Origin of the sequence: Streptomyces sp. NBC_00376, assembly GCF_036077095.1 — a bacterium.
Lineage (GTDB): Bacteria > Actinomycetota > Actinomycetes > Streptomycetales > Streptomycetaceae > Streptomyces.
The window spans coordinates 5,899,011-5,915,075 of the sequence record NZ_CP107960.1 but is presented as its reverse complement, the minus strand read 5'-3'; the positions used below and the strand labels follow the sequence as shown (position 1 = coordinate 5,915,075).

At 70.3% G+C, this 16,065-nt stretch carries 17 protein-coding genes; 3 read left to right on the top strand and 14 right to left on the bottom strand.

Annotated elements, in window-relative coordinates; all coding sequences use genetic code 11:
• Positions 1-40: 40 nt before the first annotated feature.
• Positions 41-475: a Fur family transcriptional regulator gene (locus OG842_RS26565; RefSeq protein ID WP_266733149.1), complete on the top strand. Its 435-nt coding sequence runs from the start codon at positions 41-43 to the stop codon at positions 473-475.
• Between the two features lie 61 nt (positions 476-536).
• Here the strand turns inward: OG842_RS26565 and OG842_RS26560 are convergent, their stop codons facing one another.
• The 5 genes from OG842_RS26560 to leuA form a co-directional block, all read right to left on the bottom strand.
• Positions 537-1,070, bottom strand: a complete 534-nt coding sequence (locus OG842_RS26560; protein WP_266733147.1) for a YcxB family protein — start codon at positions 1,068-1,070, stop codon at positions 537-539.
• A 23-nt stretch (positions 1,071-1,093) separates the two neighbouring features.
• The gene (locus OG842_RS26555; RefSeq protein ID WP_266733146.1) at positions 1,094-1,918 is read right to left on the bottom strand and encodes an isoprenyl transferase; all 825 of its coding nucleotides are present in this window, start codon (positions 1,916-1,918) and stop codon (positions 1,094-1,096) included.
• A gap of 35 nt (positions 1,919-1,953) precedes the next feature.
• Positions 1,954-2,700: a DNA repair protein RecO gene (gene recO / locus OG842_RS26550; protein ID WP_266733144.1), complete on the bottom strand. Its 747-nt coding sequence runs from the start codon at positions 2,698-2,700 to the stop codon at positions 1,954-1,956.
• 56 nt (positions 2,701-2,756) lie between these two features.
• Positions 2,757-3,434, bottom strand: coding sequence for a TerB family tellurite resistance protein (locus OG842_RS26545; RefSeq protein WP_266733142.1), 678 nt, complete (start codon positions 3,432-3,434; stop codon positions 2,757-2,759).
• Positions 3,435-3,672: 238 nt separating this feature from the next.
• Positions 3,673-5,460 carry a 2-isopropylmalate synthase gene (gene leuA / locus OG842_RS26540; protein WP_266733140.1) on the bottom strand — a complete coding sequence of 596 codons (1,788 nt, stop codon included), beginning with the start codon at positions 5,458-5,460 and terminating at the stop codon, positions 3,673-3,675.
• A gap of 294 nt (positions 5,461-5,754) precedes the next feature.
• Between leuA and OG842_RS26535 the strand changes: the two genes are divergently transcribed.
• Together OG842_RS26535 and OG842_RS26530 are read left to right on the top strand one after the other, a co-directional pair.
• The gene (locus OG842_RS26535) at positions 5,755-6,831 is read left to right on the top strand and encodes a M4 family metallopeptidase (protein ID WP_266733138.1); all 1,077 of its coding nucleotides are present in this window, start codon (positions 5,755-5,757) and stop codon (positions 6,829-6,831) included.
• 31 nt (positions 6,832-6,862) lie between these two features.
• Entirely contained in the window at positions 6,863-7,129 is a 267-nt protein-coding gene (locus OG842_RS26530; protein ID WP_266733137.1) for a protealysin inhibitor emfourin, read from the top strand.
• 105 nt (positions 7,130-7,234) lie between these two features.
• Here OG842_RS26530 and era read toward each other — a convergent pair whose 3' ends face one another.
• From era to OG842_RS26485, 9 genes are all read right to left on the bottom strand, one after another.
• Entirely contained in the window at positions 7,235-8,209 is a 975-nt protein-coding gene (era, locus tag OG842_RS26525; protein WP_266733136.1) for a GTPase Era, read from the bottom strand.
• Between the two features lie 62 nt (positions 8,210-8,271).
• The gene (locus OG842_RS26520; RefSeq protein ID WP_266733834.1) at positions 8,272-9,216 is read right to left on the bottom strand and encodes a WxL protein peptidoglycan domain-containing protein; all 945 of its coding nucleotides are present in this window, start codon (positions 9,214-9,216) and stop codon (positions 8,272-8,274) included.
• Between the two features lie 91 nt (positions 9,217-9,307).
• Entirely contained in the window at positions 9,308-10,660 is a 1,353-nt protein-coding gene (locus OG842_RS26515; protein ID WP_266733135.1) for a beta-xylosidase, read from the bottom strand.
• Positions 10,661-10,876: 216 nt separating this feature from the next.
• On the bottom strand, positions 10,877-11,230 hold the full coding sequence (locus OG842_RS26510; protein ID WP_072483567.1) for a cytidine deaminase: 354 nt from the start codon (positions 11,228-11,230) through the stop codon (positions 10,877-10,879).
• A gap of 48 nt (positions 11,231-11,278) precedes the next feature.
• Positions 11,279-11,632 (bottom strand): MmcQ/YjbR family DNA-binding protein, encoded by a 354-nt coding sequence (locus OG842_RS26505; protein ID WP_266733131.1) that lies wholly within the window; start codon positions 11,630-11,632, stop codon positions 11,279-11,281.
• Positions 11,629-12,921 carry a hemolysin family protein gene (locus OG842_RS26500; protein WP_266733129.1) on the bottom strand — a complete coding sequence of 431 codons (1,293 nt, stop codon included), beginning with the start codon at positions 12,919-12,921 and terminating at the stop codon, positions 11,629-11,631. The genes OG842_RS26505 and OG842_RS26500 overlap by 4 nt, the downstream gene beginning before the upstream one ends.
• Positions 12,918-13,415 (bottom strand): rRNA maturation RNase YbeY, encoded by a 498-nt coding sequence (ybeY, locus tag OG842_RS26495; protein ID WP_072483570.1) that lies wholly within the window; start codon positions 13,413-13,415, stop codon positions 12,918-12,920. Before ybeY ends, OG842_RS26500 begins: the two co-directional genes overlap by 4 nt.
• Positions 13,416-13,427: 12 nt before the next feature.
• The gene (locus OG842_RS26490) at positions 13,428-14,456 is read right to left on the bottom strand and encodes a PhoH family protein (RefSeq protein ID WP_266733128.1); all 1,029 of its coding nucleotides are present in this window, start codon (positions 14,454-14,456) and stop codon (positions 13,428-13,430) included.
• A 142-nt stretch (positions 14,457-14,598) separates the two neighbouring features.
• On the bottom strand, positions 14,599-15,705 hold the full coding sequence (locus OG842_RS26485; protein WP_266733833.1) for a carbohydrate kinase family protein: 1,107 nt from the start codon (positions 15,703-15,705) through the stop codon (positions 14,599-14,601).
• Between the last annotated feature and the right edge of the window lie 360 nt (positions 15,706-16,065).

Genomic DNA, 16,065 nt, shown 5'->3' with positions numbered 1-16,065 from the left:
AATGGCCCGACACAGGTACGGGCGACACGAGGAGGCTGCTGTGGCGACGGCGCCGATCAGTGGAACGAACGCGGCCCCGGTACGCGGCCGGTCGACCCGGCAGCGGGCGGCGGTGGCGGCGGCGCTCGACGAGGTGGACGAGTTCCGCAGCGCCCAGGAGCTGCACGACGTGCTCAAGCACCGCGGCGACTCGGTCGGGCTCACCACCGTCTACCGCACCCTCCAGTCCCTGGCCGACGCCGGCGAGGTCGACGTGCTGCGCACCACGGACGGCGAGTCCGTGTACCGGCGCTGTTCGACCGGGGACCACCATCACCACCTGGTGTGCCGGATGTGCGGCAAGGCCGTGGAGGTCGAGGGGCCCGCGGTGGAGCAGTGGGCGGAGACCATCGCCGCCCAGCACGGGTATGTGAACGTGGCCCACACGGTGGAGATCTTCGGCACCTGCGCGGAGTGCGCGGCCGCGAAGAAGTGAGGAAGCAGTGAGGGCCCGGGGGCGCCGCCCCCGGGCCCTCACCCGTCTCAGAACCGTCGTCTCAGAGCCTTCGTACGTTGCGGTCCAGCACGCTCCGCAGCCGGTCGAGGTCGTCCGGCCCGCGCACACCGCGCTTGGGGAGCATGGTGATCCCGGTGGCCTGCTTGTCGCCGCTGAACAGCACGAAGAGCTGTGGCGTCTCCCGGTAGCGGGGCACCATCTCCCAGTTGACGGTCGTGGTGCTGTGGTCCGTGACCATCTGAATGCCGGTCTCGCGCACCACCGTGCGGCAGGTGCCCTGGCGCGCGGCGAACCGGTACAGCTGCCGGGCCTGGAGCCAGGGCGTCAGGATCACGGTCAGTATCACGAAGACGAGCCCCACCCAGACGGGCGCCCCCGGGCCGTGCCGGCCGCTCGCGATCGTGATGCCCATCAGCACTGCCAGCGCCGGCATCAGGATCAGCAGCTTGCGCTGCATACGGCCGCTCCTACTGATCTTCGCGCGGGCGTTCAGCGCCTCCGCGAAATCGGCCGTGGTCGGCTGGTACTCCAGCTCGACCACGACCCCTTCCAGTTCCCACCCCTGAGTTGTCATGGGGCGGAATCGTAACGGCAAGGTCAGACGGCCGGCCCCGCGGTACCCGCCTCCACCGCGCCACCGAAGCGCCGGTCGCGCTGGGCGAACTCCAGGCAGGCCCGCCACAGGTCGCGGCGGTCGAAGTCCGGCCAGAGCACGTCCTGGAAGACCATCTCGGCGTAGGCGCTCTGCCAGATCAGATAGTTGGACGTGCGCTGCTCGCCGCTGGGGCGGACGAAGAGGTCGACGTCCGGCATGTCCGGGTAGTAGATGTACTTCGCGAAGGTCTTCTCGTTGACCTTGGACGGGTCCAGCTTCCCGGCCGCGACATCCTGCGCGATGCGCTGCGCGGCGTCGGCGATCTCGGCCCGGCCTCCGTAGTTGACGCAGAAGTACAGCGTCATCTTGTCGTTGTCCTTGGTCTGCTCCTGGGCGACCTGGAGCTCCTGGACCACGGACTTCCACAGCTTGGGCATGCGGCCGACCCAGCGGATGCGGATGCCCAGTTCGTCCATCTCGTCGCGGCGGCGGCGGATCACGTCCCGGTTGAAGTTCATCAGGAACTTCACCTCCTCCGGGGACCGCTTCCAGTTCTCGGTGGAGAACGCGTACAGCGAGAGGTTCTTGACGCCCATCTCGATGCAGCCCTTGAGGACGTCCATGACGACGCCCTCGCCGACCTTGTGGCCCTCGGTGCGCGGGAGGCCGCGCTCCTTGGCCCAGCGGCCGTTGCCGTCCATCACGACGGCCACGTGCTTGGGCACCAGCTCGCCGGGGATCTTCGGGGGCGTGGCACCGGAGGGGTGCGGCTCCGGGGTCTTGTAGTCGCGCCGGTTACGGCCGCCGAGCATCCCGCGTACTGCCATGAACTGTCTCGCTCCCTGTGCCTGATCTGCCTGTGTCACTTCTCTACGTACCGCAGTGAGCGCAGCCCGCGCTCCAGATGCCAGTGCAGATAGGCGGACACCAGCCCGCTCCCCTCCCTGACATGACGCGGCTCGCACGCGTCCGCCGTCTCCCAGTCGCCGCTGAGCAGTGCGCTCAGCAGCGTGACGGCCTCAGCCGAGGGTACGACGCTGCCGGGCACCCGGCAGTCGCCGCATATGACGCCCCCCGCCGCGACCGAGAAGAACCGGTTCGGTCCGGACATTCCGCACTTGGCGCAGTCCTCGAAGCTGGGCGCGTAGCCGTTGACGGCGAGCGAGCGCAGCAGGAAGGCGTCGAGGATGAGATGCGGCTCGTGCTCGCCGCGGGCGAGGGTGCGCAGCCCGCCGACGAGCAGCAGGTACTGCTGGACGGCCGGCTCGCCCTCGTGGTCGGTGAACCGCTCGGCGGTCTCCAGCATCGCGGTGCCCGCGGTGTAGCGGGCGTAGTCGGTGACGATGCCGCCGCCGTACGGAGCGATCGTCTCGCTCTGGGTGCAGAGCGGCAGCCCGCGGCCGACCAGTTCGCTGCCCCGGGCGAAGAACTGCACGTCGACGTGGGAGAAGGGTTCCAGCCGCGCCCCGAACTTGGACTTCGTGCGGCGCACCCCGCGCGCGACGGCGCGTACCCGGCCGTGGCCGCGGGTCAGGATCGTGATGATCCGGTCGGCCTCGCCCAGCTTCTGCGTGCGCAGCACCACGCCGTCGTCCCGGAACAAGCTCATGCGTCCATTGTCCGGTACGGGGACGGCCCGCGGGGCCCCCGGCCCGTCCGGGGCCGTCAGGAGGGCGTGCGCGCCGCCTCGGCGAGCAGTCGGGCGGTGTCCTGGGCGCAGAGCTGGAGCGCGCCGCCGACCGTGGTCAGCACCTCGCGCTCGGCCGGTCCGTACGGGCCGTCGGCGAGGGCGATCCGGGCGCCCTGGAGCAGAATCGATTCACGTCCGGCGGGGGCCAGGTGCGGGGCGAGGGGTTCCAGCGCCTCGTGCAGTTCGATGGCGAGGGCCGCTCCGCACGCCTCGGCCGCGGGGTCGAAGGCGGAGCCGTGGCCGGTGTCGGGGGCGAGGACCTCGACGACGGTGCGGAGCTGTTCCTCGGTGCAGTCCTCGAACCCGGCGCCGCGCACGATGGCGGCCGCGGTCTCCAGCACCGTGCGGGAGGTGGTGCCGCCGGCCGCGAGGACGCCGAGCGCGACGGTGTGGACGGCGTCCCGGAGCATGGCGGAGAGCCGGGTGGTGGTGGGGTGGTCGAGCGCGTCGGTGCCGAAGTGCTCGCGGCAGGCGGCGCATTCGACGACGGGGCCCACGGTGCCGCGCCGCAGCATCGGCACACCGAGCACCGCGAAGCGCCGACGGCCCGTGAGACGGCGGTAGTTGCGGTCGCCGCCGCAGCCGGGGCAGAAGAACTCCCCGTCGCCGACGGGGTCCCAGATGGTGCGGATGCCACAGATACGCAGCTTCATGGCGCGTTGTCCCAGGCCTGGCCGCACGTCGCACACCTCCGTAACTCCCCCGTAGCCCTAAAAGCACGGGAGGTGCCCCCTCCGGCAACATTGCCGTGTGGACGTGATGTTAACCACAGTCGTGATGTGACGTCAGTACCTCGCTCGTCACAACCGCCCGGAGATGGCCGAACCCCGCCCCCCGGAAGCGGGTGGACGGGGTTTTCGGCCGTGCGGACGCGCCCTCGCGGGCGCCAGATCAGCGGGTGGCGCGGTTGACCGCGGAGACGACCGCCTTCAGCGAGGCCCGGGTGGTGTTGGCGTCGATGCCGATGCCCCACAGGACCTTTCCGTCGATCGCGCACTCGATGTACGAGGCGGCCTGGGAACTGGCGCCCTCGCTCATGGTGTGCTCGGTGTAGTCCAGCAGTCGGGCGTCGATGCCGATGGCCTGCAGCGCTTCGAAGAACGCGGAGATCGGTCCGTTGCCGGTGCCTGTCAGCACGGTGTCCGTGCCGTCCACGGTCGCCTCGACGGTGATCGTGTCCTTGCCGTCGGAGCCGGTCGTGGACTGGCCGGTGCGGATCTGTACGCGGCCCCAGGCGTTCTCCGGGTTCGGCAGGTACTCGTCGCGGAACGTGGACCAGATCTGCGTCGGCGTGACCTCGCCGCCCTCGGCATCCGTCTTGGCCTGAATGATCCGGGAGAATTCGATCTGCATCCGGCGCGGCAGGTCCAGCTTGTGGTCGTTCTTCAGGACATAGGCGATTCCGCCCTTGCCGGACTGCGAGTTGACCCGGATGACGGCCTCGTAGCTGCGGCCGACGTCCTTCGGGTCGATCGGCAGGTACGGCACCGCCCACTCGATGTCGTCGACCGTCTTGCCCTGGGCGGCCGCGTCGGCCTCCATGGCGTCGAAGCCCTTCTTGATGGCGTCCTGGTGGGAGCCGGAGAAGGCGGTGTAGACCAGGTCGCCCGCGTAGGGGTGGCGCGGGTGGACCTCCATCTGGTTGCAGTACTCGCTGGTGCGGCGGATCTCGTCGATCTGCGAGAAGTCGATCTGCGGGTCGACGCCCTGCGAGAACAGGTTCATGCCCAGGGTCACCAGGTCGACGTTGCCGGTGCGCTCGCCCTGGCCGAACAGGCAGCCCTCGATCCGGTCCGCACCGGCCATGATGGCCAGTTCGGCGGCGGCGACGGCGGTGCCGCGGTCGTTGTGCGGGTGGACCGACAGGCAGACGAACTCGCGGCGCGACAGATTGCGCGACATCCACTCGAACCGGTCCGCGTGCGTGGACGGCGTCGAACGCTCCACGGTGGCGGGCAGGTTGAGGATGATCTCGCGGCCCTCCTCGGGCTGCCAGACGTCACAGACCGCCTCGCAGACCTCCAGGGCGAAGTCCAGCTCGGTGTCGGTGAAGATCTCGGGGCTGTACTGGTAGCCGAAGGTCGTCTCCGGGCCCAGCAGCTTCTCCGCGTACTCCATGACCAGCCGGGTGCCGTCCACGGCGATCTGCTTGATGTCGTCCTTGGAGCCGCGGAAGACGACCCGGCGGAAGGTGGGTGCCGTCGCGTTGTACAGGTGCACGGTGGCGCGGCGGGCGCCGACGATGGACTCGACGGTCCGCTCGATCAGGTCCTCGCGGGCCTGCGTCAGGACGGAGATCGTCACGTCCTCGGGGATCGCGCCCTCTTCGATGATGGAGCGGACGAACGCGAAGTCGGTCTCGCCGGAGGACGGGAAGCCGACCTCGATCTCCTTGTAGCCCATGCGTACGAGCAGATCGAACATCTCGCGCTTGCGGGCCGGCGACATCGGGTCGATCAGGGCCTGGTTGCCGTCGCGCAGGTCGGTGGAGAGCCAGCGGGGAGCGACCGTGATCCGGTTGTCCGGCCAGGTGCGGTCCGGGATGTCGACGGCCTCGTAGCTGCCGTACTTGTGGATCGGCATCCCGGACGGCTTCTGCAGCTGAGTCGCGTTGGTGATCGGCGTCGGACGGCCGACAGCGGTTTCAGCGGGGGACTGAGCGGGATTTGCGGCGGTCATGGCGTACGGCTCCTCGGGGTCCAACCAATGGGTCGGCCGACTGTGTCGCTGCAACACAAGACTCCGCGGGGAGGGGGTCGGCCTACGACTACAGGCCCTCGCCGCGGCAGCTAAGAAGAAGCAGCCCGAAACGCATGATGCGACGAGACTAACCGAGTGGCGCCTGATGCGTCGGTCCCGTATCAGTATGCGGGACCGGGCGCAGGAAACGCCCAACCGTGATCGATCACTCCATTTCGTCAATCCTGATCGCAACCAGTGACAACGTGATTACCTGCTGCCACAGTCGGCGGTATGCACCCTCAGTCACAGCACGGATTCCGCCCCGTCTTCTGCACGATCGTGCCGCCCCAGGTCCTGGACAGGCTGTCGCAGTCCGACAACCCCGATCTCGCCGGTCCCGCCCGCCGCACCCTGGAGGGCGACGCGGCCCGCCGCACCCGCCGCCAGATGGCCACGGTCGTCACCGTGCCCGTCGCCCCCGCGCCCGACGGGGAAGCGTCCGACAAGCCCGAGCGCGTCCTGTACGACTGCCGCCACCGCACCCAACTACCCGGCACCAAGGTCCGCTCCGAGGGCCAGGACCCGACGAAGGACGCGAGCGTCAACCGCGCGTACGCGGGACTCGGCGCCACCTTCGAGCTGCTGCTCAAGGCGTACGGCCGCAGTTCGATCGACGGCAACGGACTGCCGCTGATCGGTTCCGTGCACTACGACGAGAAGTACAACAACGCCTTCTTCGACGGCGAGCAGATGGTCTTCGGCGACGGGGACGGCGAGATCTTCCTGGACTTCACCGTCGCCATCGACGTGATCGGCCACGAGCTGACCCACGGCCTGACCCAGTACACCGCCAATCTGAGCTACTACGGCCAGTCCGGAGCGCTCAACGAATCCATGTCCGACGTCTTCGGCTCCCTGGTCAAGCAGTACTCGCTGGGCCAGAGCGCCGACCAGGCCGACTGGCTGATCGGCGCCGGGCTGCTGGCGCCCCGCGTCCAGGGCGTCGCGCTGCGCTCGATGAAGGCGCCGGGCACGGCGTACGACGACGACGTACTGGGCAAGGACCCGCAGCCCGCGAAGATGGAGGACTACATCCACACCAGCGAGGACAACGGCGGGGTGCACCTCAACTCGGGCATCCCGAACCGCGCGTTCTATCTGCTGGCGACGGCGCTCGGCGGCAATGCGTGGGAGCGGGCCGGGCAGCTCTGGTTCGATGTGCTCACAGGTGGTCAACTGGCCGTGGACGCGGACTTCGCGTCCTTCGCCCGTCTTACCGTCGCAGCGGCCCGCAGCCGCTTCGGCGAGGGCGACGAGGCCGAGGCCGTCCTGAAGGCATGGTCGGAAGTGGGCGTACCGACCGCGTAGGGCACGGACGTCCGGCGTTGGAGGGCATCGCATGCGGATTCAGGTCAGCAGGACCGGCGGCTTCGCCGGCATCGCACGCCACAGCGAGGTCGACACCGCCGGGCGGGACGACGCCCCGGAGTGGGAGGCGCTGGCCGAGTCGGCGCTGGCCGCGGGCCACGACACCCCGCCCAAGGGGGTGCCGGACGGCTTCCGGTACCGGATCACGGTCGGCGACCGTACGGTCCACTGCGCGGACCCGAGGCTGACCGACGCCCAGCGGGCACTGGTCTCACGCGTCCTGAAGGAGGGCGCGTGAGACCGGCTTCCACGTGAGGCCGGTCTCCCCGTGGGACCGGTCTCCGCGTGACCCGGGTCGCCGGTCTCCGCGTGACCCGGGTCGCCGGTTTCCCTGTCGTCCGGCTCAGAACCCCAGCTTGCGCAGCTGCTTGGGATCGCGCTGCCAGTCCTTCGCGACCTTCACATGGAGGTCCAGGAAGACCGGTGTGCCGAGCAGGGCCTCGATGTGTTTGCGGGACTTGGTGCCGACGTCCTTCAGCCGCTTGCCCTTCGGGCCGATGATGATGCCCTTCTGGCTCGGGCGCTCGATGTAGACGTTGGCATGGATGTCGAGCAGCGGCTTGTCCGCCGGGCGGCCCTCGCGCGGCAGCATCTCCTCGACCACGACCGCGATGGAGTGCGGCAGCTCGTCCCGTACGCCTTCGAGCGCGGCCTCGCGGATCAGCTCCGCGACCATGACCATCTCGGGCTCGTCGGTGAGGTCGCCCTCCGGGTAGAGCGGCGGGCTCTCGGGGAGCAGCGGGGCGATCAGGTCGCCCAGCAGATCGACCTGCGTGTCCTTGACCGCGGAGACCGGAATGATCTCCGCCCACTCGAAGCCGAGCTCCTCGCCGAGGCGGGAGACGGCCAGCAGCTGTTCGGCGAGCTGCTTGGAGTCGACCAGGTCGGTCTTGGTGATGATGGCGATCTTCGGGGTCTTCTTGATGCCCGCGAGTTCCTTGACGATGTACTTGTCGCCGGGGCCGAGCTTCTGGTCGGCGGGCAGGCAGAAGCCGATGACGTCGACCTCGGCCCAGGTGGTGCGCACGACGTCGTTGAGCCGCTCGCCCAGCAGCGTGCGCGGCTTGTGGAGGCCGGGGGTGTCGACCAGGATCAGCTGCGCGTCGTCGCGGTGCACGATGCCGCGCACGGTGTGCCGGGTGGTCTGCGGCCGATTGGAGGTGATCGCCACCTTCTGGCCGACCAGAGCGTTCGTGAGGGTGGACTTGCCCGCGTTGGGGCGGCCCACGAAGCAGGCGAAACCGGCCCGGTGGGGGGCTTTGCCCGCGGCCTGCTGCGCGGCGGCATCTGTGTCAGGTCGAACGCTCATGGCGCCCATTGTCCCCGATCCCGGCGGCCCCGCCGCACCAAGGGCCGCGGCGGGGCCTGTCGGATGTCGTCTCAGGCGGTGCGGGTACGGCCTCGGCGGGCCCGTATCCACATCCCCGTACCGCCGCCGACGATCACCAGCAGGATCCCGGCCACCAGCCAGGGCAGGGCGAAGTACGAGGCGGTGGCGGACTCCCGGGTCTCGCGGGCGCTCGCGGTCAGCCGGATCTCGCCCCATTCCAGCTGCGGCGCGCCGGCCCACTGCTCGGTCAGCCGGACCTCCTGGCGGGGCAGCAGCTCGGAGGGAATCTTCTTCAGGTCGCGGGCGAGCAGGGTGCGGCCGAAGAGTCCCTCCGCCTTGAGGGCGACCTTGGGGCTGAGGGTGACATTGCCCCGGTTGTGGAGCGTGTACGAGATGACGGCCCGGCTCCTCCCGGTGCCGGGGACCAGCGGCTGGGTGTGCTCGACCCGGATGTCGTCCACGGAGAGCGCGGGCATGGTCGGGCCGTTCACCCGCAGATAGATCCGGGCGCCGACCGCCTTCTGGATGCCGACGGCGACGGCACCGGCGTCGGCGGGGTCGACGCGCTCGTCGAGTGCGACGAGCGCGCCGGGGTGGTCGCCCGGTTCGGCGTTCTCGGGGACGGCGATGGTGACCGGGACGGTGACCGAGCCGTGCGGCTTCACGGTGACCCGGTCGCGGCCGGTCCTCGCCCAGGCGCCGATCGAGCGCTGCTTCTCGTCGCGGGTCCGTACGGCGAAGCCGCCGTCGCGGGCGGTGTTGTAGGCGTCGGCTGCGTACAGCCGGAAGGTCTGCGGCCGGTCCGTCTTGTTGGTGACGGTGACCTTGTCGTGGAGCGTGGCGCCCGGGTCGGCCGAGAGGTAGAAGTACGGGCGCTGACCGGCCCGTCCGGTGGCCGGGTAGACCGACCAGCTGCCGTTGTCCGCGGCGCCGGCGGCGGGCGCGCCGGTCAGCAGGAGGACGCCGGCCAGGAGCAGTACGTAGATGTTGCGCACGGTGCGGAACCCCCGGGTGGTGGTCGGGACGGCGGTCCGGGCGGGTGCGCGCCCGGTCCGCCGGTTGCTCAGGAGCACTCGGGCCTCTCGGTCACGTGAGGGTGAGGGTGAGTACGCCGGAGTACGCGCCGGGGGCGGTGTACGCCGGTACGTTCAGCGCGAGCCGGGCGTCGACGGTGAACTCGCCGCCGGTGACGGTCCCGTTCGGCGTGGACGCCAGCGTGGCGCCCGCGCTGCCGACCGACCCCTCGGAACCCGCCGCACAGGTGCTCGGGCTGCCGGGCTTCGTCGCGCAGACCGGAGTCCAGGAGAGTGCGGACGCGCCGATCGTCGCGCCACCGGGGCCCTGGAAGTCGGTGACCTTTCCGGTCAGGGACCAGCCCGCGGGGCCACCGCGGAAGTCCTCGACCGTCACCGTCTGCAGGGAGCCGCGGGAGGCGCCGCCCCGGCCGAAGTCGACCGCCGACATCTCGACGCTGTCCCCGGCCTGGACCATGGAGAGCGTGCCCGCCTCGATGGAGGTGTTGAGCTGCTGGCTGCCGTCCGGGGTCTCGCCGCCGCCGGTGACGGTGTAGGCCTGCGGGCCGGCACCCTTGGCCGGGTCCCAGGCGCCGCCCTCGTAGGCGACGATGCCGGTGGTCGCCGGGTCGCTGACGGTGAGCCGGCCGCTGAAGCCGCCGGAGCCGTCCGCCTTCACGGTGGCCGTGTCGGCGGTCTGGGCGTCACCGGCCCGGCCGGCGAGGGTGATGTCCGCACCCGGGGTGAACTTCGACCCGGTGACGGCGACCTCGTCGCCCGCCTTGCCGGACGCGGCCCCGAGCTGGATGGCACGCTCGTTGACCTGGCCGCCGTCGTCCGTCGCGATGATCGTCTCGGAGACGGGGGCTGGCGGGTCGATCACGGTGCAGGGCGTGTCCAGCTCCATGATGTAGCTGGTGTGGATGTTGTAGTCGCCGGGCGACAGGGTGATCGAGCCGGGCGCCGTGACCGTGAAGGTGCCGGTCATCGAGAACGACGGGAAGGTGCCCTTGCCGGGTACCGGGTCGTTCTTCTTCGGGCCCGCGACGGTGACGCTCGCGCTCTGCGCACCGCCGACGGTGACCTTGCCGGTCGGCGTCATGATATCGGCGGGCAGCGCCAGATCGACCGGGTTGCTCGCGGCGGCTTCGACCACGGTGTACGTGATCGTGACCGTGTCGCCCACCTTCGGGGCGGCGTTGTCGACGGTGATCGAGGCCTTCGTCGTACCGTCGATCGGCGGGATGCCCGCGATGGCCGGCGGGATGCAATGGGTGGGGAAGTCCACCGGCACCGAGGCAGTGACCATGGCCTGCGCGGGGGCCGCGATTCCCCCTCCCCCGGCCACGACGAGCGCGCCGACGCCGAGCGCGGCGGCCCAGCGGTGGCGGTGTCCGGGCCGTCTTCTGACGCCGGATCTTCGCATGCTGATTCTTCGGACGGTAGGACGCATGGAGCCCCCTCCTGCGGATGCGGCGCAGCGGCTCTCCGCGCCGACGGGGGCCCATTGACGGTTCCGGCCCCGAAGAAGTCAATGGGAGCGAAACACGTCGGCTGATGACCCATCAGATGCTGTCAAGATCCGCACCCGGCGGGCGAATGCCGGGTGCGGATCCCTCCACGGGGGGGCAGGGTGGCCGGGTCAGCCCGCCGTCACGCTGACCCGCAGGGTGCCGTCGGGCCCGGCGAGCAGGACGGGGGTGTCCGGGCCACCCAGGTCCCGCACCGCGGCGCGGTCCTCGTCCGAGGGGGTCTCGGCCTCGGAGACGACCGCGGCCGCCTCCAGGGAGGTGGCCCCGCTGGCCACGGCCATCGCCACGGCGGTCTGCAGCGCGCTGAGCTTCAGCGACTCCAGCCGTACGGTGCCCGCGACATACGTACGTCCGGTCTCGTCCCGTACGGCTGCGCCCTCCGGCACACCGTTGCGGGCGCGGGCACTGCGCGCCAGCGTGACGATCTTGCGGTCCTCGGCGCCGAGGTCGGTGCTCTCAGTCATGTGCCGAGCATACGAACCGGGCGCGCGGGCACTCGCACGGGACGGCCCCTACGGCCGGTCGAGCCGCAGCCGGTCCGCCTTCGGCAGCCCCGCCACCACCAGGTCGTAGGAGTCCTCGATGAGCTCGCGGAGCACCCGGTCCGGCACCCCGGACACCGTCACCGTGTTCCAGTGCCGCTTGTTCATGTGCCAGCCCGGCACCACCGCGTCGTACTTCTCCCGCAGCCGCACCGCCTCGTCCGGGTCGCACTTCAGGTTCACCGTCAGCGGCCGGGCGTCCAGCGCGCTGAGCGCGAACATCTTGCCGAGCACCTTGAAGACGGAGGTCCCGGGGCCGAACGGAAACTCCTCGGCACTTGCGTTGAACTCCAGGCAGAACGCCCTCAGCTGCTGCGGAGTCATCCCCCGTCCTCCCCCCGGGAAGCCACGGGCTCCACCAGCACCGTGATGATCTTGTTGCGGCGGCCCGCCGGGGACTCCGCGGTCAGCCGCAGCCGGCGGCCGTCGGGCAGGTCGACGACGGCCGAGGCCCCGGCGATCGGGACCCGCCCGAGCGCCTTGGCCAGCAGTCCGCCGACGGTCTCCACGTCCTCGTCGTCGTACTCGTCGAGGCCGAACAGCTCCCCGAGGTCGCCGATGTCGAGGCGCGCGGTCACCCGGAAGTTGTCGTTCCCCAGCTCCTGGACGGGCGGGAGTTCGCGGTCGTACTCGTCGGTGATCTCGCCGACGATCTCTTCGAGGATGTCCTCGATGGTGACGATGCCGGCCGTGCCGCCGTACTCGTCGATCACGACGGCGACGTGGTTGCGTTCCTGCTGCATCTCGCGCAGCAGGTCGCCGGCGTTCTTGGTGTCGGGCACGAAGGACGCCGGCCGCATCGCGGTGGAGACCACATCGGCCTCCGACTCGCGGTTGATGTGGGTCTTGCGGACCAGGTCCTTGAGATACACGATGCCGACGATGTCGTCCTCGTTCTCCCCGGTGACCGGGATCCGCGAGAAGCCGGAGCGCAGGGCCAGCGTCAGCGCCTGCCGGATCGTCTTGTAGCGCTCGATGCAGACCAGGTCCGTCCGCGGCACCATGACCTCGCGCACGAGCGTGTCACCGAGCTCGAAGACGGAGTGCACCATACGGCGCTCCTCGTCCTCGATCAGCGACTCCGCCTCGGCGAGGTCGACCATCGCGCGCAGTTCCGCCTCGCTGGCGAACGGGCCCTTGCGGAACCCCTTGCCCGGGGTCAGCGCGTTGCCGATGAGGATCAGCAACTGCGGGACCGGGCCCATGACCCTGGCCAGCGGCAGCAGGACGTACGCCGCGGCCGTGGCCGTGTTCAGCGGGTGCTGGCGGCCGATGGTGCGCGGCGACACCCCGATGGCGACATAGGAGACGAGGACCATCACGCCCATGGCGACGGCCAGCGCCTGCCAGGTCTCCGGAAGCTCCTTCAGGCAGGCGTACGTGACGAGCACCGCGGCCGACATCTCGCAGGCGACCCGCACCAGCAGGGCGACGTTGAGATAGCGGGTCGGGTCCGCCGCGACCTGCTCCAGCTTCCTGCTGCCGCGCCGCCCGGAGCGGACCGCCTCGGCGGCCCGGAAGCTGGAGACCCGGGCGATGCCCGCCTCCGCGCAGGCCGCCAGCCAGCCGACGACGACCAGCAGAACGGCCCCGAGAACGAGAGGAACGCTCACGAGACGGTGGGGGCGGGCGACGGGCCGGTCAGGCCGTGCTCGGCGCGCCAGCCGTCGACGATCGCGGCCTGGAGCCCGAACATCTCGGCCTTCTCGTCCGGCTCCTCGTGGTCGTACCCGAGGAGGTGCAGCACCCCGTGGACGGTGAGGAGCTGGAGCTCCTCGTCCATGGAGTGCCGGGTCTCCGCGTCCTCGCCCTGCTTCTTGGCGACCTCCGGGCAGAGCACGATGTCACCGAGGAGCCCCTGCGGGGGCTCCTCGTCGTCCTTGGCCGGCGGACGCAGCTCGTCCATCGGGAAGGACATGACATCGGTCGGACCAGGGAGGTCCATCCACTGGATGTGGAGCTGTTCCATGGCGTCGGTGTCCACCACGATCACCGAGAGCTCGGAGAGCGGGTGGATCCGCATCCGCGCGAGCGCGTAGCGGGCGATGTCGAGGATCGCCTGCTCGTCGACCTCGGTTCCGGACTCGTTGTTGACGTCGATCGACATGGTGCGCTGCGACTACTTCCGTTTGTGGCTGTCTCGGTTGTCGTACTTCTCGTACGCGTCGACGATACGGCCGACGAGCTTGTGCCGGACGACATCCTGGGAGGTGAGCCGGGAGAAGTGCACGTCCTCGACGCCGTCCAGGATCTCCTGGACCTGGCGCAGACCGCTCTTGGTCCCGTTCGGCAGGTCGACCTGGGTGACGTCACCGGTGATGACGATCTTCGAGTCGAAGCCGAGCCGCGTCAGGAACATCTTCATCTGCTCGGCGCTGGTGTTCTGCGCCTCGTCGAGGATGATGAAGGCGTCGTTGAGCGTGCGGCCGCGCATGTACGCCAGCGGCGCCACCTCGATCGTGCCCGCCGCCATCAGCCGCGGGATCGAGTCGGGGTCGAGCATGTCGTGCAGCGCGTCGTAGAGCGGGCGCAGGTACGGGTCGATCTTCTCGTAGAGCGTGCCGGGCAGGAAGCCGAGCCGCTCGCCCGCCTCGACGGCGGGACGGGTCAGGATGATCCGGTTGACCTGCTTGGACTGCAGGGCCTGGACGGCCTTCGCCATGGCGAGATAGGTCTTGCCGGTACCGGCGGGGCCGATGCCGAAGACGATCGTGTGCTTGTCGATCGCGTCGACGTAGCGCTTCTGGTTGAGCGTCTTGGGGCGGATCGTGCGACCGCGACTGGAGAGGATGTTCTGCGTGAGCACCTCGGCCGGGGTCTCCTCGCCGTCCCCCTCGCCGTTCTCAGTCGCCCTGAGCATGGCGATCGAGCGTTCCACTGCGTCCTCCGTCATCGGCTGACCGGTGCGGAGCACCAGCATCATCTCGTCGAACAGGCGCTGGATCAGAGCGACTTCCGTCGCGTCTCCGGCGGCGCTGACCTCGTTTCCCCGGACGTGGATGTCGGCCGCCGGGAAGGCCGTCTCGATCACGCGCAGCAAGGCGTCGCCTGAGCCCAGGACGGTCACCATCGGATGGCTGGCAGGGACGGTGAAGTGGGCTCGCGCCTGCCTCGGCGCAGTGGTCTGGGCTGTGGGTGTCTGAGTCATGGGCCGGCTCTGTGGCCTGCACATACCTCCCGTTGCAAGGTCCTCGCCGATCGACAACCTCTCGGATTACCAAGCCTACGACTCCGCACCGACAACACCGAGGACTTTTTCGCACAGGCTCGCGAACGGGTGCGCCCCTCGGTCAGGCGGGGTGGCGGAAGCCGATCGTCGGTACCGCCCGGCGCAGCGGCCAGGGCCGGGCGGCGGCGGGCAGCAGCTCGTCCAGGAAGGCGTACCGCTGGAGCGCGGCCGGGTCCTGGCCGGCGACGGTACGGATCTGCTGCCACCAGGCGGCGACCTCCGCCCAGCCCGGCGCCGACAGCGATCCGCCGAACTCCTGGACCGAGAGCGCTGCGGTCAGTCCGGCGAAGGCCAGCCGGTCGGCCAGCGGCCAGTCCGCCAGGGTTCCGGTGACGAAACCGGCGACGAAGACGTCGCCCGCGCCGGTCGGGTCGAGCGCCTCGACCTCGATCGCGGGCACCTCGGCGCTCGCTCCGGTCGCCGAGTCCACCGCGTAGGCGCCCTCCGCGCCCAGGGTGACCACGGCGAGCGGCACACGCTCGGCCAGGGCGTGGGCGGCGGCGCGCGGGCAGTCGGTGCGGGTGTAGCGCATCGCCTCCTCCGCGTTGGGCAGGAAGGCCTGGCAGTGCTCCAGGTCGGTGAGGGCGCCCAGGTCCCAGCGGCCGCTCTCGTCCCAGCCGACGTCGGCGAAGATCCGGGCGCCGTTGCGGGCCGCGGTGGCCACCCAGGGCTCGCTGCGGCCGGGGGCGAGCGAGGCGACGGCGGCCCGCGCGCGCGGCGGGCAGCACGGGAACGCCGGTTCCCCGGCGGGGACCGCGGGGCCGGGGGCCTCGTGGCCGTGCGAGACCATCGTCCGCTCGCCCTCGTACGCCATCGAGACGGTCACCGGCGAGTGCCAGCCGGGGACGGTGTGCGACATGGACAGATCGATGCCCTCGCCCTGTTCCAGGGCGTCCCAGCAGTACTCCCCGTAGTGGTCGTCGCCGAACGCGGCGGCCAGCGAGGTGTGCAGCCCCAGTCTCGCCAGGGCGGTCGCCATGTTGGCGACCCCGCCGGGGCTGGATCCCATGCCGCGCGCCCAGGACTCGGTGCCGCGCACCGGGGCGCTGTCGAGGCCGGTGAAGATGATGTCGAGGAAGACCGTGCCGGTGAGAAAGACGTCGCAGGCCGGGTCCTGCGGGGCGCGCAGCCCGTCCAGTGGGTCGATACCTGGGATGTCCGCTGGGATGTCTGTACTCACCTTGCACTCCCCGGTCGTGGCAGATCCGGCCAGTGTGCCCGATTCACCGCCGTAACCGGAGGGCGCGCGCCGCCGGTCGCGAAGGGCCCGCTCCGGCACCTCATATGTGGGCTCCGACCTGCATAAACATGCGCTGCTACCCGGACCTCCGGAAGGTAAACGCACAAGTGACCCAGATCACACTGGGGCAGCTTTCGGTCGACTGGCCGCAGTTGATACAAATTGGCCCGCGAGCCCCGTCGGTGACAGTTACCGAAGAGTGGCCCGAATTCCCCGCATTTCCTGCATCACCCTCCCCTGCCTTTCCGCATTGCCCTCCCCTGCCTTCTCTGCCGCCTCAGGCATGTC